At 73.9% G+C, this 16,927-nt stretch carries 20 protein-coding genes; 12 read left to right on the top strand and 8 right to left on the bottom strand.

The features are described 5' to 3' along the window. Nucleotides 1-276: 276 nt before the first annotated feature. Nucleotides 277-1,158, bottom strand: coding sequence for a DUF3027 domain-containing protein (locus tag ACZ7BZ_RS15750; RefSeq protein ID WP_470358828.1), 882 nt, complete (start codon nt 1,156-1,158; stop codon nt 277-279). A gap of 543 nt (nt 1,159-1,701) precedes the next feature. Here ACZ7BZ_RS15750 and ACZ7BZ_RS15745 point away from each other — a divergent pair. The 4 genes from ACZ7BZ_RS15745 (at nt 1,702) to ACZ7BZ_RS15730 (ending at nt 5,298) form a co-directional block, all read left to right on the top strand. Then, complete coding sequence (locus tag ACZ7BZ_RS15745) at nt 1,702-3,060, top strand: MFS transporter (RefSeq protein WP_470358971.1); 1,359 nt, start codon at nt 1,702-1,704, stop codon at nt 3,058-3,060. An 85-nt stretch (nt 3,061-3,145) separates the two neighbouring features. Next, on the top strand, nt 3,146-3,676 hold the full coding sequence (locus ACZ7BZ_RS15740) for a hypothetical protein (protein ID WP_380460219.1): 531 nt from the start codon (nt 3,146-3,148) through the stop codon (nt 3,674-3,676). Nucleotides 3,677-3,686: 10 nt separating this feature from the next. Further along, nucleotides 3,687-4,448 (top strand): futalosine hydrolase, encoded by a 762-nt coding sequence (locus ACZ7BZ_RS15735; protein ID WP_470358827.1) that lies wholly within the window; start codon nt 3,687-3,689, stop codon nt 4,446-4,448. Beyond that, nucleotides 4,441-5,298: a menaquinone biosynthesis family protein gene (locus ACZ7BZ_RS15730; RefSeq protein ID WP_470358826.1), complete on the top strand. Its 858-nt coding sequence runs from the start codon at nt 4,441-4,443 to the stop codon at nt 5,296-5,298. The genes ACZ7BZ_RS15735 and ACZ7BZ_RS15730 overlap by 8 nt, the downstream gene beginning before the upstream one ends. Before the next feature lie 29 nt (nt 5,299-5,327). On the opposite strand, the gene ACZ7BZ_RS15725 is transcribed toward ACZ7BZ_RS15730, so the two are convergent. Continuing rightward, nucleotides 5,328-5,711 (bottom strand): cold-shock protein, encoded by a 384-nt coding sequence (locus tag ACZ7BZ_RS15725; protein ID WP_380460214.1) that lies wholly within the window; start codon nt 5,709-5,711, stop codon nt 5,328-5,330. A gap of 492 nt (nt 5,712-6,203) precedes the next feature. Here ACZ7BZ_RS15725 and ACZ7BZ_RS15720 point away from each other — a divergent pair, with 492 nt between their 5' ends. Continuing rightward, nucleotides 6,204-6,443 carry a hypothetical protein gene (locus ACZ7BZ_RS15720; protein ID WP_470358825.1) on the top strand — a complete coding sequence of 80 codons (240 nt, stop codon included), beginning with the start codon at nt 6,204-6,206 and terminating at the stop codon, nt 6,441-6,443. A gap of 22 nt (nt 6,444-6,465) precedes the next feature. Here ACZ7BZ_RS15720 and ACZ7BZ_RS15715 read toward each other — a convergent pair whose 3' ends face one another. Further along, complete coding sequence (locus ACZ7BZ_RS15715) at nt 6,466-7,092, bottom strand: HAD family hydrolase (RefSeq protein WP_470358824.1); 627 nt, start codon at nt 7,090-7,092, stop codon at nt 6,466-6,468. Between the two features lie 98 nt (nt 7,093-7,190). Here ACZ7BZ_RS15715 and ACZ7BZ_RS15710 point away from each other — a divergent pair, with 98 nt between their 5' ends. The 5 genes from ACZ7BZ_RS15710 to ACZ7BZ_RS15690 all read left to right on the top strand — a co-directional run bounded on the left by ACZ7BZ_RS15710 (nt 7,191) and on the right by ACZ7BZ_RS15690 (nt 11,992). After that, nucleotides 7,191-8,222: a FecCD family ABC transporter permease gene (locus ACZ7BZ_RS15710; RefSeq protein ID WP_470358823.1), complete on the top strand. Its 1,032-nt coding sequence runs from the start codon at nt 7,191-7,193 to the stop codon at nt 8,220-8,222. After that, entirely contained in the window at nt 8,219-9,268 is a 1,050-nt protein-coding gene (locus ACZ7BZ_RS15705; protein ID WP_470358822.1) for a FecCD family ABC transporter permease, read from the top strand. The genes ACZ7BZ_RS15710 and ACZ7BZ_RS15705 overlap by 4 nt, the downstream gene beginning before the upstream one ends. After that, a complete protein-coding gene (locus ACZ7BZ_RS15700) occupies nt 9,265-10,089 on the top strand; it encodes an ABC transporter ATP-binding protein (protein WP_465743605.1) in 825 nt (274 codons plus the stop codon). The genes ACZ7BZ_RS15705 and ACZ7BZ_RS15700 overlap by 4 nt, the downstream gene beginning before the upstream one ends. A 111-nt stretch (nt 10,090-10,200) precedes the next feature. Then, nucleotides 10,201-11,187, top strand: coding sequence for an ABC transporter substrate-binding protein (locus ACZ7BZ_RS15695; protein WP_470358821.1), 987 nt, complete (start codon nt 10,201-10,203; stop codon nt 11,185-11,187). A gap of 112 nt (nt 11,188-11,299) precedes the next feature. Continuing rightward, nucleotides 11,300-11,992, top strand: a complete 693-nt coding sequence (locus ACZ7BZ_RS15690; RefSeq protein WP_470358820.1) for a VC0807 family protein — start codon at nt 11,300-11,302, stop codon at nt 11,990-11,992. A 21-nt stretch (nt 11,993-12,013) separates the two neighbouring features. Here ACZ7BZ_RS15690 and ACZ7BZ_RS15685 read toward each other — a convergent pair whose 3' ends face one another. Beyond that, nucleotides 12,014-12,814, bottom strand: coding sequence for an AraC family transcriptional regulator (locus tag ACZ7BZ_RS15685; RefSeq protein ID WP_470358819.1), 801 nt, complete (start codon nt 12,812-12,814; stop codon nt 12,014-12,016). A 65-nt stretch (nt 12,815-12,879) separates the two neighbouring features. On the opposite strand from ACZ7BZ_RS15685, the gene ACZ7BZ_RS15680 reads away from it, so the two are divergent. Further along, entirely contained in the window at nt 12,880-13,467 is a 588-nt protein-coding gene (locus ACZ7BZ_RS15680; RefSeq protein WP_470358818.1) for a TIGR03086 family metal-binding protein, read from the top strand. A gap of 122 nt (nt 13,468-13,589) precedes the next feature. Here ACZ7BZ_RS15680 and ACZ7BZ_RS15675 read toward each other — a convergent pair whose 3' ends face one another. Both ACZ7BZ_RS15675 and ACZ7BZ_RS15670 read right to left on the bottom strand, forming a co-directional pair. Next, the gene (locus tag ACZ7BZ_RS15675) at nt 13,590-14,465 is read right to left on the bottom strand and encodes a LysR family transcriptional regulator (RefSeq protein ID WP_470358817.1); all 876 of its coding nucleotides are present in this window, start codon (nt 14,463-14,465) and stop codon (nt 13,590-13,592) included. 90 nt (nt 14,466-14,555) lie between these two features. Next, on the bottom strand, nt 14,556-15,401 hold the full coding sequence (locus ACZ7BZ_RS15670) for a YsnF/AvaK domain-containing protein (RefSeq protein ID WP_470358816.1): 846 nt from the start codon (nt 15,399-15,401) through the stop codon (nt 14,556-14,558). A gap of 211 nt (nt 15,402-15,612) precedes the next feature. On the opposite strand from ACZ7BZ_RS15670, the gene ACZ7BZ_RS15665 reads away from it, so the two are divergent. Beyond that, a complete protein-coding gene (locus ACZ7BZ_RS15665; protein ID WP_470358815.1) occupies nt 15,613-15,981 on the top strand; it encodes a nuclear transport factor 2 family protein in 369 nt (122 codons plus the stop codon). A gap of 169 nt (nt 15,982-16,150) precedes the next feature. Here ACZ7BZ_RS15665 and ACZ7BZ_RS15660 read toward each other — a convergent pair whose 3' ends face one another. Beyond that, the gene (locus ACZ7BZ_RS15660) at nt 16,151-16,384 is read right to left on the bottom strand and encodes a hypothetical protein (protein WP_470358814.1); all 234 of its coding nucleotides are present in this window, start codon (nt 16,382-16,384) and stop codon (nt 16,151-16,153) included. 20 nt (nt 16,385-16,404) lie between these two features. Then, nucleotides 16,405-16,773, bottom strand: coding sequence for an ATP-binding protein (locus ACZ7BZ_RS15655; protein ID WP_470358813.1), 369 nt, complete (start codon nt 16,771-16,773; stop codon nt 16,405-16,407). Nucleotides 16,774-16,927: the final 154 nt, after the last annotated feature.

Below are 16,927 nucleotides of genomic sequence, written 5' to 3'. Positions count from 1 at the left end.
GGAGCCCCAGGGGCACCGGCGGCGCGCGGCGGCGGGAAGGGCGGCGGCGGGAAGGGCGACGGCGGGAAGGGCGACGGGGCGGCACGAGGGACGGGCCCGCCGACCCGGCACCCCACTGCCGGGGCCGACGGCCCGCCCTGCCGCCGTCCGCGGACATGGGGGGTCCCCACGAACGGCAGGCCAGCCGGGGCACCGCGGCGAACGGGCACCCCTACCTGGAACAACGCCGCGGCCCGCCCCACCGGTTCAGTGGGACGGGCCGCGGGCGACACGGACTCAGGAGTGGCCGAGCTCCTCCGCCGGGGCGTCCGGCTCGACCGAGCCGGAGGCGCGGTCCGGGTGGAGCTGCAGCGGCTCGACCACCAGTTCGTCCAGGATCAGCTCGGACGGCGCCGGCGGGGCCGGAATGACGGCCGCCTCGGAGTGCCCGCCGCAGCCGTACGCGAAGGAGACGATCTGGCCGTCGGCCGGGCCGAACTCGTTGCCGCACACGCCGAAGGCCTGCCCGAGCGAGCCGCCGATCGGGATCAGGAAGCCGCAGCTGCCGCACGCGGCGGGCGCGGCCTGCGCCATCGGGGTCTGCGGGCCGTGCGACTTCTCCCAGCGGTCGGCGGCCAGGTGCAGACCGAGCCGGGAGAGCACCCGGCTGCGGCCCAGGCCCAGCTCCTCGGCGACGGCGTTGATCTGGGCGCGGGCCGGGGCGGGCTGGACGTGCGGGTCGGTGACGATCACGTCCTCCTCGGCGGCCAGCACGACCGCGGAGTTCGGCGCGGGCTCGTCGTCGCCGGTCCAGCCGGGCTCCAGCCGCGCGTCGTCGGCGCCGGTGGGCAGCAGGTCGCCGGGGCCCATGTCGCCCGGGCGCAGCCGCTCGCTCCACGGCACCCACTCCGGCGCCAGCACGGCGTCCGGGCCGGGCAGCAGCACGACCTCGTCCAGCGTCACGTTCTTCGCGCGCGGGGCGCGGGCGACGGTGACCGCCCAGTGCCAGCCGCGGTAGGCCGCGTCCAGACACTCGAAGGTGTGGGTGACGACGCGGTCGGCGTCCGCCTGCGCACCCAGGTGCGCTCCGACGACCTCGGGCCCGACGGCCTCCTCGGCTGCCTGGCGGGCGAGTTCGACGGCCTCGGCACAGAGCCGGTCGGGGGTACGGCTTCGCATCGCAGCACTCACGGCGTCGATTCTCTCCCAGTTCTTCTGTCGCCCACGGCGTGTTGCCTTCTCGTCGCGGCTCGGTAGTCCCTCATCCATTCTGCGCGACCCGGGGCCGCGTCGGGTACCGGCCGCGCCGCTCGTCCGACCTCCCGGCGGCCCGGCGCCCCGGCGGGCGGACCCTGGGGCAGGCTACCCGTCGGTCGGTGCCCCGGCACAGTCCGGGGCGGAGCCGACCGTTCCGGAGGCCGCGCCGACCCCGTCGATTCCCGGGTCACCCCGGCGAATCTGGGGCAGGATGGGCTTGTGGCGGACGACGACCCGTCGCAGCACGCACTGCGCCCCTCGCAGGCCGGCAACCCCGACGAGGCGGACGCCGTGCCGCGACAGCAGCCTCCTGTCCCCGCTGCGGGCGAACCGCAGTCGGCGGACGGCGGCGGGGCGTCCGCGGCCGCCCCGGTCAGCCTGGAGAAGCCCGTCCCCCCGCCGGACGGCCTCCCCCCGGCGATCGACGACGACCCGGACGCCGCCCCCGAGCCGCACCGCAACTTCCTGGTCCGCACCGCCTCCGCGGCCGGCCTGCGCACCGGCCGGCTGGTGCACGGCACCGGCCGCCGGATCCGCCGCGCCACCTCGGCCGAGGGCGCGGGCGAGTCGGGCCTGGCGAAGCTGATCGAGCTGCACGCGCTGAACTCCTTCGGCGACATGCTGATCACCATCGCGCTGGCCTCCACCATCTTCTTCTCCGTCCCCACCGGCGAGGCCCGCGGCCGGGTCGCCCTCTACCTGCTGATCACCATGGCCCCGTTCGCCCTGCTGGCCCCGGTGATCGGCCCGCTGCTGGACCGGCTGCCGCACGGCCGCCGGGCGGCCATGGCGATGTCGATGCTGGCCCGGGCCGTACTGGCCTGGACGATGGCCGGGGTGATCTCCGGCGGCGGCATCGCGCTCTACCCGGAGGCGCTGGGCGTGCTGGTGGCGTCCAAGGCGTACGGGGTGGTGCGCAGCGTCGTGGTGCCCCGGCTGCTGCCGAGCCGGCTGTCCCTGGTGAAGGCGAACTCCCGGGTCACCCTGGCCGGGCTGCTGGCCACCGGGGTGGCGGCCGGGGTGGGCGGGCTGCTGCACCTGATCGGGCCCGGCTGGCCGCTGCGCGGCGCCTTCCTGGTGTTCGTGATCGGCACCCTGATGGCCTTCCACCTGCCGCACACGGTCGACTCGGCGAAGGGCGAGCAGCGGGCCGTGCTGCACGCCGACGTGCCCGGCGAGGGCGAGGGCTCCCACCTGGTCCACCACAGGCCGCCGAAGGTCAAGGCCTCGCTGCGCACCGTCGGCCCCTCGGTGGTGCTGGCCCTGCGGGCGATGGCGGGGATGCGCTGGCTGGTCGGCTTCCTGGTGTTCTTCCTGGCCTTCCTGCTGCGCACCGACCCGATCGGCGGACTGCGGCCGACCCTGGCGCTGGGCCTGGTGGCGGTGGCGGCCGGGACGGGCAACGCGCTGGGTTCGGTGCTGGGCTCCTGGCTGCGCACCCGCGGCCAGGAGGCGACGGTCACCGCGATGCTGCTGCTGGCGACGGGCGTGACGGCGGCGGCCGCGCTCTGGTACGGCGTGGTGACGGTGGTTCTGGTCGCCGGGGTGTCCGGGATGGCGGCCTCGCTGGGCAAGCTGGCGCTGGACGCGCTGATCCAGCGGGACGTCCCGGAGGCGGTGCGGACCTCGGCGTTCGCCCGTTCGGAGACGCTGATGCAGCTGTCCTGGGTGGCGGGCGGCGGGGTCGGCATCGTGCTGCCGCTGAACGGGGTGCTGGGCCTGTCGATCGCGGCCTCGGTGGTGGGCCTGGTGCTGCTCTGGACGACCCATTCGCTGCTGCGGCTGGGCCTGCGGCGGCACCCGGCCGCGCCCCGGGTGGCCTGAGAACCGCCGACCCGGCAACACGCGGCAACACGCGGTGGCCGACCCCCGCGTAGCGTGATCGCCCGGGTTCGGTAGATTCTGACGCATGAGCCTCAATACCCGTGTCATCGCCGCCCTCGGCGCCGTTGTCGTGGTCGGCGCCGCCACGGTGGGCACCTCCGTCGCGATCGCCGCCGGACAGACCGAGCACAGCTCCCATCGGGCCACCCTCCAGGTCGGCACCACGTCGGTCGCCGCGGACCCGCTGTGCTGGAACGACGGCAGCCCGCTCACCGACGACCAGCAGGACAAGTGCCGGACCACCGCCAACGAGGCGCTGGCGAACGGCACCCTGCCGCAGTCCGACGTGCGGGCCAGCGACCGGGTCGGCGTCGGCGTCAGCCCGAACGTGGCGAAGACCGGCTGGTGGGCCTCCACCAACGGCGGTTCGAGCACCCAGGGCGGGCAGACCAGCCTGTTCTCGTACGCCCAGGGGCCTTCCTTCTCCGGCTCGCAGCCGGCCGGCCGGGTGCTGAACTCCAGCGGCAAGACCGTGGTCACCGTGGTCGAGATCGACAAGAAGTCGGAGAGCCCGATCGCCGTCTGGTACTTCCAGATGAACACCAAGGACAGCTGACGCTCCCGCGATGAGCGCGCAGGTCGCCGACGTGCACCCCGGGCAGCCGGGCCCCGAACGGGCCCGGCTGCTCGTCGTCGTCGCGGTGCCGGCCGAGGCCGAGGCGGTGCTGCGCGGCCTGCCCGGCGGGGCCGCCGGTCTGACGCTGCCGGGCGGGGTGCTGCACCGCTGCACGGGCGTGCCGGTGGACGTGCTGGCCGCCGGGGTCGGCCCGGCCGCCGCCGCGGCCGCCGCCACCACCGCGCTGGCGGCCCGCCCGTACGGCCTGGTGGCCTCGACCGGGATCGCCGGCGGCTTCGCCCCGCACGCCCCGGTCGGCGCCACCGTGCTGGCCGGGTCGATCGTGGCCGCCGACCTCGGCGCCGAGACCCCGGAGGGCTTCGCCGACGTCGCCGAGCTGGGCTTCGGCACCGCCCGGCACACCCCTCCCCCGACCGTCGTCGCGCTGGCCGAGCGGGCCCTTGCGGCGCACGCCGTCGACGCCGTGACCGGCCCGGTGCTGACCGTCTCCACCGTCACCGGCAGCGCCGAGCGGGCCGCCGTACTGGCCGCCCGTCACCCGGGTGCCGCGGCCGAGGCGATGGAGGGCTTCGGCGTGGCCGAGGCCGCCGTCCGCTTCGGCGTGCCGGCCTTCGAGCTGCGCACCGTGTCCAACCCGGTGGGCCCGCGCGACCGGGCCGCCTGGCGGATCGGCGAGGCGCTGGCCGCCCTGGAGCGGGCCTTCGCCGCCCTGCCCGTCCGAGAACTGATCGAGGAGGCCGGCTGTGGCTGAACGGCTGAGCATCGCGTACTCGCCCTGCCCGAACGACACCTTCGTGTTCCACGCCTGGGCGCACGGTGACGTCCCCGGGGCGGACGCCCCCGAGGTGACCTTCGCCGACATCGACGTCACCAACGGCCTGGCCGAGCGCGGCGAGCTGGACGTGCTGAAGATCAGCTACGGCGCGCTGCCCTGGGTCCTGGATGAGTACGCCCTGCTGCCCTGCGGCGGTGCGCTCGGGCGCGGCTGCGGCCCGCTGGTGCTCACCCTGCCGGGCGTGGGCTCCCCCGCGGACCTCGCCGGGAAGACCGTCGCGGTGCCGTCCGAGCGCTCCACCGCCTACCTGCTGTTCCGGCTCTGGGCGGCGCGCGCCGTCCCGGGCGGGTTCGGCGAGATCGTCGTGCTGCCGTTCCACGAGATCATGCCCGCCGTCCGGGACGGCCGGGTGGACGCCGGCCTGGTCATCCACGAGGCGCGCTTCACCTACCGGCGGTACGGCCTGCACAGCCTGGCCGACATGGGCGAGGCCTGGGAGCGGGAGACCGGCCTGCCGATCCCGCTGGGCGCCATCGTCGCCAGGCGGTCGCTGGGCGCCGAGCGGCTGTGCGAGCTCGCCGAGGCGATCCGCACGTCCGTCCGGCAGGCCTGGGCGGACCCGTCGGCCAGCCGGGAGTACGTGTTGGCGCATGCCCAGGAGATGGACCCGGCCGTCGCCGACCAGCACATCGGGCTGTACGTCAACGAGTTCACCGCCGACCTCGGCGAGGAGGGCTACGAAGCCGTCCGCGCGCTGCTCACCCGGGCCGCAGCCGAGGGGCTGGTGCCCCCGCTCGACCCGGGTGCGCTCGCGTTCCCGTCCTAGCTGGAACCTGCCTTCGGACTCCCTGGGAGTCAGATGTCGAACTGGTCGGCCACCGCGCGCAGCAGGCCGGCCAGCTTCTGGCCGGTCGGCTTGGCCGGGTAGCGCCCGCGCTGGAGGCCTGGCAGCACCGCATCCAGGGTGGTGATCAAGTCCTGGACGATCGGCGCCATGTCGTCGGCGCTGCGGCGCTGGGCGGCGGCCACCGACGGCAGTGCCTCCAGCAGCTGCACGGCCATCGCCTGGTCCCCGCGGTGGCCGGCGACCACGCCGAACTCGACCCGCTGACCGGGCTTCAGCACGGTGACACCGGCGGGCAGCGCCTTGGTGTGGACGAAGACGTCGCCACCGTCGTCGCGCGACAGGAAGCCGAAGCCCTTCGTCTCGTTGAACCACTTGACCTGGCCGGTGGGCATCTCGAACAGTCCTCGAATGGGTGTGAGGGATCCCGGCCCTGGCCGGGGATCACTGGGTGGGATTGAAGACGGCCGACCTCGGCTCAGCGCCCGTGGGCGCCCAGGGCCAGCGCGTTGTCAGGAGCAGACTAACGGTCCGTCACTGCCTCATCAGCGTTCCGCGATGGATCCGCGTTCCGAGGGCCGGAGGGGCCGGCTGGAGCGCGGGGATCTCGCGGTCACGGACGACCCGGCACTGGCACGGCCGGGGCGCGGTTCGGCGCAGTCCATCGGCTCACACCCCCGGGTCTGAGGACACGGGACGCCCTTGTAGCGCCCCTCGGCAACCCGTGCATACCCCCGCTCAGCAGGGATCAAAACGCATCGCTGCCGGGAAACTGCGCAACGTGACCGAGCCGCTCCGGTGGGCCGCCGCCGCGGCCGCTCTGCCAGACTGGGGGCGCGGACCGGGCCCGAACGGGTGGCCCGGCGCGGCCCCAGGGAGTGACGGACGTGAGCAGCCAGAGCGCCGACCCCGGCGACGTGTACGTCAAGGCCGGGACGGTGGTCTTCGGAATCGGCGCGCTCGCCACCCTGGTCACCTTCGTGCCGCTGTTCCTGCACCTGACGCCGCTGCCGACGGCCATGTATTGGCTGAGCATGCTGATGCCGGCCGGGTTCCTGGCCGCGCTGACCGGGCTGTTCCTGAACGCCCGGGCCCAGCGCGCCCGGATGGAGCCCCGGGAGTCCTAGGACAGGACCCAGGGGTCCTGTCCTAGCCCGCGAGGTGCCGGCCGAGCCACTCCGGGAAGCCGGTGAGGTCGGGGAGCACCACGTCCGCGCCGGCGGCGCGCAGTTCGTCGGCGCCGTACGGGCCGGTGGCCACGGCGACCGCGACGGCCTCCGCGTGCCGGGCGCCCACGATGTCGCCGAGGTGGTCGCCGACGTAGATGCTCGCGCCGTGCGCGCGAAGCGCCTCGCCCTTGGTCTCCGCCCAGAGGTCGCCGACGAGGACGTCCGCGGGCAGCCCGGCGTGCTCCAGGTGGAGGCGGGCGTTCGGCTCGTACTTGCCGGTGATCACGGCGACCCGGCCGCCGTGGGCGCGGACCGCCTCGACGGCGGCGTGGGCGCCGGGCAGTGCCACGGTCGGGGCGAAGGCGTGGTCGCGGTAGAGCTCGCGGTAGCGGGCGGCGGCCCGCTCGACCTCGTCCGCCGGGAACCAGTTGCCGATCTCGTCCAGCAGCGGCGGGCCGAGCCGGGTGACCACCAGGTCGGCGTCGACGTAGGTGCCGGTCTCGGCGGAGAGCGCCTGGTAGGTGGCGCGGATGCCGGGGCGGGTGTCCAGCAGCGTCATGTCGAGGTCGAAGCCGACGGTGAACGGGGCGGGTGAGGTGGCGGGCATGCCGTCAGGCTACCGAACCCCGCCCGGCTGGGACACGGCGATTTGCCCCGCCTCCGAGGCGGAACTTAGGTTTACCTGAGTTTCCGCGGAGAGGGCTCATGACCGACACCACCGCACCACCGGGCAGGCGGCGGACACCCCGTCACCGAATACTGTGGCTCACCGCCGCGCTGGCCGTGCTGGCCGTCGCGGTGCTGTTGAGCCTCGCGGTCGGCAGCCGTACCGTGCCGCTGTCCGGGACGGTCGACGCGCTGCTGCACGGCGGCGACTCCGCCGACGCCGTGGTGATCCGCGAGCTGCGGCTGCCGCGGACGGTCGTCGGGCTGGCCGTCGGCGCGGCGCTCGGGCTGGCCGGGGCCGTCATGCAGGGCCTGACCCGCAATCCGATCGCCGACCCGGGCATCCTCGGCGTCTCGCAGGGCGCGGCGGCGGGCGTGGTCGTCGCCATCTCCGGGTTCGGGGTCTCCACCCTCACCGGGTACGTCTGGTTCGGCTTCGCGGGCGCCGTGATCGCCACCGTGCTGGTGTACGGCCTGGCCGGGCGCGGCCGGGGCGGGGCCACGCCGATCAAGCTGGCGCTGGCCGGCTCGGCGATGTCCGCCTTCATCGCCTCGCTGAACACGCTGGTGCTGACCACCGACGCGGCCACCATGGACCAGTTCCGGTTCTGGCACGTCGGCTCGCTCTCCGGCCGGACGGCGGACGTCGCCTGGCAGCTGCTGCCGTTCCTGGCCGTCGGCACCGTGCTGGTGGTGGCGGTGGCGCGCGGGCTGGACGCGCTGGCGCTGGGCGAGGACACCGCGAAGGGGCTGGGGGCGAAGACCGGCCTGGTCCGGGCGGTCGGCGCGCTCGGCGCCACCGTGCTGACCGGCTCGGCGGTCGCGGCGGCCGGCCCGATCGCCTTCATCGGCCTCGCCGTGCCGCACGCCGCCCGCGCGGTGGCCGGGGCGGACCACCGCTGGATCCTGGCCTTCTCGGCCGTCCTCGGCCCGGCCCTGCTGCTGCTCGCCGACACCCTGGGACGGGTGCTGTTCCCGCCGTCGGAGGTGCCGGCGGGCGTGATGACGGCCCTGGTGGGGGTGCCGGTGCTGGTGGCCCTGGTGCGCCGGCGGAAGGTGGTGGCGGCGTGACGACGGTGTCCCTGCGGGGGTACTCCGTGGTGCGGGCCGGGCGGGCCTCGTTCCTGCTGCACCGGCGTTCGGTGCTCGCCGCCGTCGGGCTGGCGGCGGCGCTGGCGGCGACGGCGGTGGCCTCGCTGTGCCTGGGCGAGTCGACCGTCTCGCCGGGCGAGGTCGTCAAGGTGGTGCTGGGGCAGCCGAGTCCGGACGAGCTGGTGGTCGGGGAGTTCCGGCTGCCGCGCGTCGTGGTCGGGCTGCTGGTCGGGGCGGCGCTCGGACTGGCCGGGGCGCTGGTCCAGACGGTCGCCCGCAATCCGCTGGCCAGCCCCGACGTGGTGGGCGTGACCTGGGGCGCGACCGTGACGGTGGTCGGGCTGATGGCGTACGGGGTGGTCGGCTCGACCGGGCAGGCGCCGTACGCGGCGGTCGGCGGCGGGCTGGCGGCCGGGCTGCTGGTGTACGCGCTGGCCTGGCGGCGGGGGCTGCACGCCCAGCGGTTCGTGCTGATCGGGATCGGGATCAGCGTGGCGCTGTCCTCGCTGACCTCGGTGTTCCTCACCAAGGGCGACGGCTTCCAGGCGCAGGCCGCGAAGGTGTGGATGACCGGCAGTCTGAACGGCGCCGGCTTCGACCAGGCCGACTGGCTGGCCTGGGTGCTGCTGGCGGCCCTTCCGGTGGCACTGTGGGCGGCGCGCGCCCAGCGGTCGATCTCCTTCGACGACGCGACCGCCGTCGGCCTCGGGCTGCGGCTGGACCGGATCCGCCTCGGCATGGCCCTGCTGGGCATCGTGCTGGCCTCCTGTGCGGCGGGCGCCGCCGGGCCGGTGGACTTCGTGGCGCTGATGGCCCCGCAGATCGCGCTGCGGCTGGCGAGGTCGGCGCAGGTGCCGCTGCTGTGCTCGGCGCTGACCGGCGCGCTGGTGGTGGTGCTGGCCGATCTGCTGGCCCGGCGCCTGCTCGCCCCGACCGAGCTGCCGGTGGGCGTGGTGACCGGCATGGTCGGCGCGCCGTACCTGATGTGGCTGTTGGTCCGATCCCGCCGTGGAGGCTCCCGATGACCGCACACCGCTTGGAGGCCCGGGGCCTCACCCTGGCCTACGAGGCGCGCACGGTCGTCGAGGGCCTGGACGTCGGCATCCCGGACGGCCGGGTGACGGTGATCGTCGGCCCGAACGCCTGCGGCAAGTCGACCCTGCTGCGGGCCCTCGGCCGGCTGCTGAAGCCGGTGCGCGGCGCGGTGCTGCTGGACGGCGAGGAGCTGGCCCGGATCCCGACCAAGCGGATCGCCCAGCGGCTCGGCCTGCTGCCGCAGTCGCCGACCGCGCCGGAGGGCATCTCGGTGGCGGACCTGGTCTCGCGCGGCCGCCAGCCGCACCAGAGCTGGTGGCAGCAGTGGTCGGCGGAGGACGAGGCGGCCGTCGCCGAGGCGCTGGAGCGCACCTCGACGGCGGAGCTGGCCGAGCGCAGCGTGGACGAGCTGTCGGGCGGCCAGCGCCAGCGGGCCTGGATCGCGATGGCGCTCGCCCAGGGCACCGACATCCTGCTGCTGGACGAGCCGACCACCTACCTGGACATCGCGCACCAGGTGGAGGTGCTGGACCTGGTCCGACGGCTGAACGTCGAGCGCGGCCGGACGGTCGTCGCGGTGCTGCACGACCTCAACCAGGCCGCCCGGTACGCGGACCACCTGGTGGCGATGCGGGACGGCCGGGTGGTCGCCGAGGGCCCGCCCGGCGAGGTGGTGACGGCGGAGCTGGTGCGGGAGGTGTTCGGACTGGACTCGGTGGTGGTGCCGGACCCGGTGACGGGCACTCCGCTGGTCGTGCCGGGCGCGCCGTGGCAGGCGCCGGCCGAAACCGCCGAAGCCGTGGGCGCCTAGTGGGCGTCCAGTAGGCACTGAGTGGGCACCGGGTAGGCGCTTAACGGCCTTTTGGGTTCGATTTCGGACATAATCGACGGGCCCCCGCCACCCACCGCCGAGGACCCGCCGATGCCCCGGATCGCCCGCCGCACCTTCCTCGCCGGCCTCGGCGGGGCCGCGCTCACGGCGTGCACCGGCTCCCGCTCCGGCGGCGGGCAGCCGCCGACCCCGGACGGCTTCGAGATCAGCGGCTCGCCCTCCCCCGCTCCGCTGCCGCCGGTGACGGTGAACGCCGCGACCGGGCCGGTGCAGGTGCCGGGCGAGCCGCTGCGGGTGGTCGTGCTGGACACCGACGTGCTGGACTCCGCGCTGACCCTGGGCATCACCCCGGTCGGCGCCGCGCTCCCGGCGGCCGACTCCCGCTTCCCCGAGTACTGGCCGACCTCCCGCACCTCGGGCATCCGGCTGGTCGGCCCGGCCGGCGCGCCCGACCTCGCTTCCGTCCGGGCGCTGCGGCCGGACCTGATCCTCTCCAACCAGGCCCGCGACGGCGACCGCTACAACCAGCTGCGGGAGATCGCCCCGACCGTGCTCACCCAGACCACCGGGGCGCCGTGGAAGGCGGACTTCCAGCTGCACGCCCAGGCGTTGAGCCGGGTCGCGGCCGGGGCCGCCTTCGTCACCGCGTACCAGAAGCACGCCGGGCAGGTGGCGGGGGCGCTGTCGGCGGCGAAGCTGTCGGGGAGCCGGGTGAGCCTGGTGCGCTTCACGGAGGGCGGCGGGATCCGGCTGTTCGGGCGGCAGAGCTTCCCCGGGATCGTGCTCGCCGACGCCGAGGTGGGTCGGCCGGACGCGCAGAACGTCGACCAGTCGGACTTCGAGATCCCGCTGGACCAGCTCGGCAAGGCGGACGGCGACCTGCTGCTGTACGCGACGTACGGCAGTCCGGCCGCCTCGGGCGCGGAGGCGGCGCTGGCGAGCCCGGGGTGGCAGGCGCTCGGCGCGGTCAAGGCGCACCGGGCGTTCCCGGTGGACGACCAGCTGTGGTTCCAGGGGATCGGGTACACCGGCGCCAACTTCATGCTGGACCAGGTGCAGCGCTTCCTCGGGGCGTGACTGCCGGAGGGACCTGCCCGCCGCAGGGACGTGGCCGAACTGACCTGGGCAGGCGTCGGTCCCATCCGCCACAATGGGCCGCCACTTTCACACACGTCCCGGGGGATCCACCATGTCGACCGCGGTAGCTCCGACCGCTCCAGCCCGCAAGGGAAAGGCCGCCGCGTTCGGCTGGCTGATCAGCATCGCCTTCAACGTGGTCGCGCCGATCATGATCTACAACCAGCTGCACGACCACGGCTACAGCGACTCCACCGCGATCCTGCTGTCCGGCCTCGGGCCGGTGCTCGACACCGTGATCTACCTGGCCTGGCACCGCCGGATCGACGAGTTCGCCGTCGTCTCGCTGGTGTTCGTCGCGCTGACGCTGGTCGTCTCGCTGGTCGGCCCGACCGACCCGAAGATGCTGCTGGCCAAGGACTCCTTCGTCTCCGGCCTGCTCGGCGTGCTCTACCTCGGGTCGCTGGCCGCACCGAAGCCGATCATGTTCTACTTCGGCCGCAAGTTCGCCACCGACGGCACCCCGGGGATGATCGCCTGGTGGAACTCGATGTGGCAGTACCCGGGTTTCCGCCTGGTCCAGCGCAACCTGACCATCGTGTGGGGCATCGCGTTCATCCTGGAGGCCGTGCTGCGGATCGTGTTCGTCTACACGCTCTCGCACGGCGCGGTGGTCACGATCAACAGCGTCCTGCCGTACGCGGTGCTCGGCGGCCTGGTGTTCTGGACGATGACGTACGCGCGGCGGGCCAGTGCCCGTGGCCGGGCCGCCGCCCAGGCGGCTGCCGAGGCGGCCGTCGCCTGATCCGGCGCCATCCAGAGTGATCTAGCGTGAACTCGCGTAGCGGGCCGGGGAGATGCCGACCGCTGCGGTGAAGTCCCGGGTGAGATGGGCCTGGTCGGCGTAGCCGAGTTCGACGGCGAGCGCGGCCAGGTCCAACTCCCCTTCCCGTGCGGCGCGTTCGGAGGCCTCATGGAGCCGGGCGCGGCGCAGCACCCACTTCGGGGAGGCGCCGACGTACTCGGCGAACAGCCGTTGGAGGCGGCGGACGGTCAGGCCCAGCTCGCGGGCGAGGTCGTCCACCCGGCAGAGGTCCGGGGAGCCGGTGATCCGCTCGACCATCGCGGCGACCTCCTCGGCGACCGGGTCGGGTGCGGGCAGCCGGGGCAGCAGGAAGGCGTCCGCCCGCTCGGCGCTCGGCCCGTCCAGGACCAGGGCGTTGGCTTCGTCCACCCCGGGGCCGAAGTAGTCGGCGGCGGGGACGGACCGGTCGGCCAGGGTGCTCACCGGGTGCCCCGCGAAGGGGCGGAAGGCGCCCGGGCGGAACTTCACGCCCAGCACGTGCCCGGCGTCTTCGAGCCGGCGGACGAAGAGCGAGCGGTCCACCCCGTAGACCCGGGGCCCCGGGGCCTCGAAGACCAGGTGGACGTTGGGGTGGGCGAGCACCTTCTGCTCGTACGGTGGGCGGCCGGTCAGGTCCCAGCGGACCAGCCAGTAGAACTCCACGAAGCGTGCCACGGCGGGCGCGAGCCGTTCCACGCTGATCAGTTCGGCGGCCCGGGCCGGGTGGAGCACGCCGCGGCAGGGGTCGTGGGCGGTGTCGGGGGCTGGGTCCGGGTCGTCCATGGCGGCCAGGCTAGTCGTCGCGTTTCTTCAAGACCGGGCGGCGCGGCCCGGCGCAGGATGGCGGCATGAACGCTCACCCCCTGCACCCCCTGCTCGCCCGTGCCGCCGCGACCGCCTCCGCTGTCGCCGCCGGTGTCCCGGCCGAGGTGCCGCTGGACGCGCCGACCCCCTGCGGGGAGTTCGACACCCGGGCGCTGATCAACCACTGGGTGCTGTACACCTCGCACGGCCTGGAGCACCGGGCCCGGCGCACCGAACTGCCCGCGGCACTGGTCGAGCGGGACTTCACCGCCGACGCGGACTGGCGCCCGGCGTACGCGGCCCAGTTGGAGCGGGCGGTGGCGGCCTGGGGCGAGTCGGCCGCCTGGGAGGGGGACGTGGACCTGGGCGGGTCGCCGTTCCCGGCGGTGGGGATAGCCCGGATACTGATCCTGGAGCTGCTGCTGCACGGCTGGGACGTCGCCCGGGCGGTCGGGCAGCAGATCGAGGTGGACGAGGAACTCGCCCTGCTGGTGGGCGAGATCGTGGCGGAGAACGCCGAACTGTTCCAGCAGTACGGGGGTTTCGCGGCGGCGGTCGCGGTGCCGGAGGACGCCTCGGTGTGGGAGCGCGCGCTGGCGGCCTCGGGGCGTGACCCGCACTGGAAGGTCTGACCGGCCTGCCCTCACGGGGAGTCGGCCCGCCCGTCGGCCCCCGTCGGTTCGGCGCGTGCCCTCCCGCCACGCGCCCGCCCACCATGCGCCCGCCCACCCGCCAGGCGTCCACCGCGTGCCCGTCAGGCGGGACGCATGGCCGCCGTGAGCTTGGCGTGGAGGAGGCGGACGGCCGGGGAGTGCTGGTCGCGGCGGGCGACCAGGCCGAGCCGGGCGTTGGTACCGGCGTCGGCGAGCGGGACGGCCCGCAGGCCGGCGCCCTCCACGGAGGAGGCGCTGAGCACGGCGACCCCGGCGCCGCGCTCAGCCAGGCGGAGCACCGCCACCGGGGAGCTGGCCTCGATGTCCACGCGCGGGTCGAGGCCCAGCTGCGCGCAGGAGCGGTCGTAGGCGGCGCGGAGCCCGGTGCCCGGGGAGAGGCAGAGGATCTTCTCGCCGCGCAGGTCGGAGAGGTTCAGTTCGGCGCGGTCGAGGGGGTGCCCGTGGGGGACGACGGCGGCGATCGGGTCGTCGACGACCACGCCGACCTCCAGTCCCGAGGTCACCTCGCCCGCATAGCCGATCAGCGCCAGGTCGAGGGCGCCCGCCAGGACCTGGGACTGGAGCAGATCGGAGTGCCCTTCGTGCAGGCTCAGTTCGATGCCCGGGTGGGAGCGGCCGAGGTCTGCGACGGTGTCCAGGAACGGCGGGATCGAGCAACCCATGATCATGCCGAGCCGCACCCGGCCGCGGACGGCGTCCGCGAACTCGGCCGCGGTGTGCTGGATGGCGTCCAGGGTGGCCAGGGCGTTCTTGGCGAGCGGGAGGATCGCCTCGCCCGCCGGGGTGAGCTGCACCCGGCGGCCGGAGCGGTGGAGCAGCAGCTGGCCCAACTCGCGCTCCAGCTTCGCCACCTGGGTGCTCACGCCGGACTGGCTGACGTGCAGGCGCACGGCCGCTGCCGTGAAGGACCCTTCGTCGACGACGGCGGCGAAGTAGCGCAGCTGGTGCATCTCCATGAACGGTGACGATATGCGACGGGCGTGCCATCGGCAGGACGGATGCCCCGGGCGGGCGCCCGGGGCATCCGTCGGTCGACGGGCAGGCCGTCACCGCGGCCGGTTCTCCCTGCCCTTCATGCGTTGCGTCCCGTCCCCGGGAAGCTCGGCCTCGATGCGCTCCTTGCGCAGGCGGCCGGTGACCGTCTGCTCCTCGACACGTTCCTCGGTCACCAGGCGCACCCGCTCGACCGGCACGGCCTCGGTGCGGACGACCGCCCGCTCCGCGTGCAGGACGACGTCGTGCTCGGCTTCGCTGATCGGCTCGCCCGACAGCGCGGCGCCCCGGTTGGCCTCGGTGATGGCCTCGCGTTCGATGTGCACCTCGTCGTGCCGCACCGGCACGGTCTGCCGCTCCTCCTCCGTGACGACGTACTTGTGCAGCTTCGCGTGCCCCGTCTCGTACCGCTCCACGCCGACCTGCATCCGCTCTTCGGAACGGGTCATCGCGTCGTCGGTCCCCCGGCGGGCGCCGGGGTGCGCGGCGGCGGTGCCGGTGCCGTCGGTCGTGGCGGCGGTCGTGGCGGCGGCGGTGGCCAGGGCGGTCCCGTCACCGGTACGCGACTTGCCGCCGTTGCCCGCGGAGAGGCCGTAGTACCGGTAGAGGCGCTGCTCCTCCCGCGCGGGAAGGTGGCCGCCCTCCTCCACCATCACCATGGGTGCGTCCTTGACCTTCTCCTTCGGGTACGGGACCTGGATGTGGTCGTCGACCACCCTGGCGTCCCGGATCGGCACGAACGACTCGTTCGAACCGAACCATCCGGTCTTGATGCTGACCCACTCCGGTTTGCCGCTGACATCGGAGCGGAACATGTGGTCCGCCTTGCCGATCCGGTTGCCCTGGGCATCGTCCACGGGCTGGTGCAGCATGGAGCGGGCCTGCTGTTCGGTGATCATCGATTTCACGCCTCCTTCACACTCCGGTTGCCGAGCGCCTTACCAACGTGACGGAGGCCAAACGGGCCGAGCTGACAGTCACTCAGTGTGATGCGCAGGCCTCTTGGGCCTCAAATAGCGACGCTGCGTCATTTTCACTATCAGTGATGGTGATAGCAATGATCGGAACCATATGTTGGACGGATGGTCTGAGCAGGGGAAGGATGGAGGCATGACGACGACGAAGAGTGCACGCGAGCTGGCCGAGACCTACTTCACCGCTTGGGAGGCGGGTGACTTCGACACCATCCGGGGCCTGCTGGCCGAGGACGTCGACTTCGTCGGACCACTCGGCACGGCCTCGGGGATCGAACAGGCGCTGGGCGGGCTCAGGGGGCTCGGTCAGGTGCTGGAGAAGATCGACGTGAAGGTGCGGGTGGCGGAGGGGGACGACGTCATCACCTGGTTCGAGCTGAACACCAGCATCGCGCCGCCGGCGCCGACGGCGAACTGGATGCACGTGGAGGACGGGAGGATCGCTCGGATCCGGGTGACCTTCGACCCGCGCGAGGTGCTGGCGGGGTTCGAGAAGAAGGCCTGAGGGGCGGGCGGAACAGCAGGGGGTCGTGATCGCCGGGGGCGGTGACGGCCCTCTTCGGCTGTTCGGACTCAGGCGTCCTCGTCGGGCGGCATCGCCCTGAGAGCGGTGACGACGCCCAGCACGACCGTGGCGATCGCGAGGGCGAGGAGCGTCGCGAAGGCGACGGCGATCAGGAATCGCACGAGCGCTCGCGGTCGGCGTGGAGGAGGAGGGTGAGGAGGTTCAGGAGGGTCGACGCCGGAGCCGTGTTGAAGCGGACCAGGACGCGGCCGTCGAGGGTGTGGTCGATGTCGGCCGAGGGGAAGAGGAGGCCGAACTTCTTCCCACGCTCCTGGAGTTCGGCGAGGAGCGTGCGGATGTGGTCGTCCGTGTAGGCCCTGATCCGGGGATCGGTGGGCTGCATGGGGCGGTGGGGAACGGGCATCAGGCGGCGTCCAGGTCGCACTCGAACCAGATGCACTTGCCGCGCTCCTGCGGGTCGACGCCCCAGCGGCTGGTGAGCGCCGCGACCAACTGGAGGCCCCGGCCGGACTCGGCGAGGAGGTCGAGGGACTGCATCTCGGGCAGCATCGGGCTCTCGTCGGAGACGCCGACCCGGAGGGTACGGGGGGCGACGGAGAGGATCTGGACGACCGGCGCAGGGGTGTTCGCGTGGCTCCAGGCGTTCACGATCAGCTCACCGAGGGCGAGTTCGGCGTCAAAGGTGGAGGAGGGCGGCCAGCCGAGACGGAGCATGGCGCCCTGGAGGGACTGGCGGCCGAGGGTGAGGGAGGGCGTGTTGAGGTGACGCATGGGAGTTCTCCCGGGCGTGTGTGGGGTGGAGATCCGGCGGATACGTCGCCGTGAGCCAGGCCATACAGATGGGCATGGCTGCTCTGCGGTGCTTGCTGGCAGGCATTACTGACGATCCGTCGGATCGACGTGACACCGACCATAGCGCAAGCTG

This window comes from Kitasatospora sp. NPDC036934, from assembly GCF_055608425.1.
Note: the sequence above shows the minus strand (reverse complement) of the source record. Positions and strands in the feature narration are given on the sequence as shown.

Excerpts from the sequence above, each read along its gene's own strand:
- ACZ7BZ_RS15715 (WP_470358824.1), bottom strand. The coding sequence starts at position 7,092 with ATGCCCGCCACCTCACCCGCCCCGTTCACCGTCGGCTTCGACCTCGAC.
- ACZ7BZ_RS15675 (WP_470358817.1), bottom strand. The coding sequence starts at position 14,465 with ATGGAGATGCACCAGCTGCGCTACTTCGCCGCCGTCGTCGACGAAGGG.
- ACZ7BZ_RS15735 (WP_470358827.1), top strand. The coding sequence starts at position 3,687 with ATGAGCGCGCAGGTCGCCGACGTGCACCCCGGGCAGCCGGGCCCCGAA.
- ACZ7BZ_RS15695 (WP_470358821.1), top strand. The coding sequence starts at position 10,201 with ATGCCCCGGATCGCCCGCCGCACCTTCCTCGCCGGCCTCGGCGGGGCC.
- ACZ7BZ_RS15670 (WP_470358816.1), bottom strand. The coding sequence starts at position 15,401 with ATGATCACCGAACAGCAGGCCCGCTCCATGCTGCACCAGCCCGTGGAC.
- ACZ7BZ_RS15655 (WP_470358813.1), bottom strand. The coding sequence starts at position 16,773 with ATGCGTCACCTCAACACGCCCTCCCTCACCCTCGGCCGCCAGTCCCTC.
- ACZ7BZ_RS15680 (WP_470358818.1), top strand. The coding sequence starts at position 12,880 with ATGAACGCTCACCCCCTGCACCCCCTGCTCGCCCGTGCCGCCGCGACC.
- ACZ7BZ_RS15725 (WP_380460214.1), bottom strand. The coding sequence starts at position 5,711 with ATGCCCACCGGCCAGGTCAAGTGGTTCAACGAGACGAAGGGCTTCGGC.
- ACZ7BZ_RS15740 (WP_380460219.1), top strand. The coding sequence starts at position 3,146 with ATGAGCCTCAATACCCGTGTCATCGCCGCCCTCGGCGCCGTTGTCGTG.
- ACZ7BZ_RS15665 (WP_470358815.1), top strand. The coding sequence starts at position 15,613 with ATGACGACGACGAAGAGTGCACGCGAGCTGGCCGAGACCTACTTCACC.
- ACZ7BZ_RS15690 (WP_470358820.1), top strand. The coding sequence starts at position 11,300 with ATGTCGACCGCGGTAGCTCCGACCGCTCCAGCCCGCAAGGGAAAGGCC.
- ACZ7BZ_RS15685 (WP_470358819.1), bottom strand. The coding sequence starts at position 12,814 with ATGGACGACCCGGACCCAGCCCCCGACACCGCCCACGACCCCTGCCGC.
- ACZ7BZ_RS15700 (WP_465743605.1), top strand. The coding sequence starts at position 9,265 with ATGACCGCACACCGCTTGGAGGCCCGGGGCCTCACCCTGGCCTACGAG.
- ACZ7BZ_RS15710 (WP_470358823.1), top strand. The coding sequence starts at position 7,191 with ATGACCGACACCACCGCACCACCGGGCAGGCGGCGGACACCCCGTCAC.
- ACZ7BZ_RS15660 (WP_470358814.1), bottom strand. The coding sequence starts at position 16,384 with ATGCAGCCCACCGATCCCCGGATCAGGGCCTACACGGACGACCACATC.
- ACZ7BZ_RS15750 (WP_470358828.1), bottom strand. The coding sequence starts at position 1,158 with ATGCGAAGCCGTACCCCCGACCGGCTCTGTGCCGAGGCCGTCGAACTC.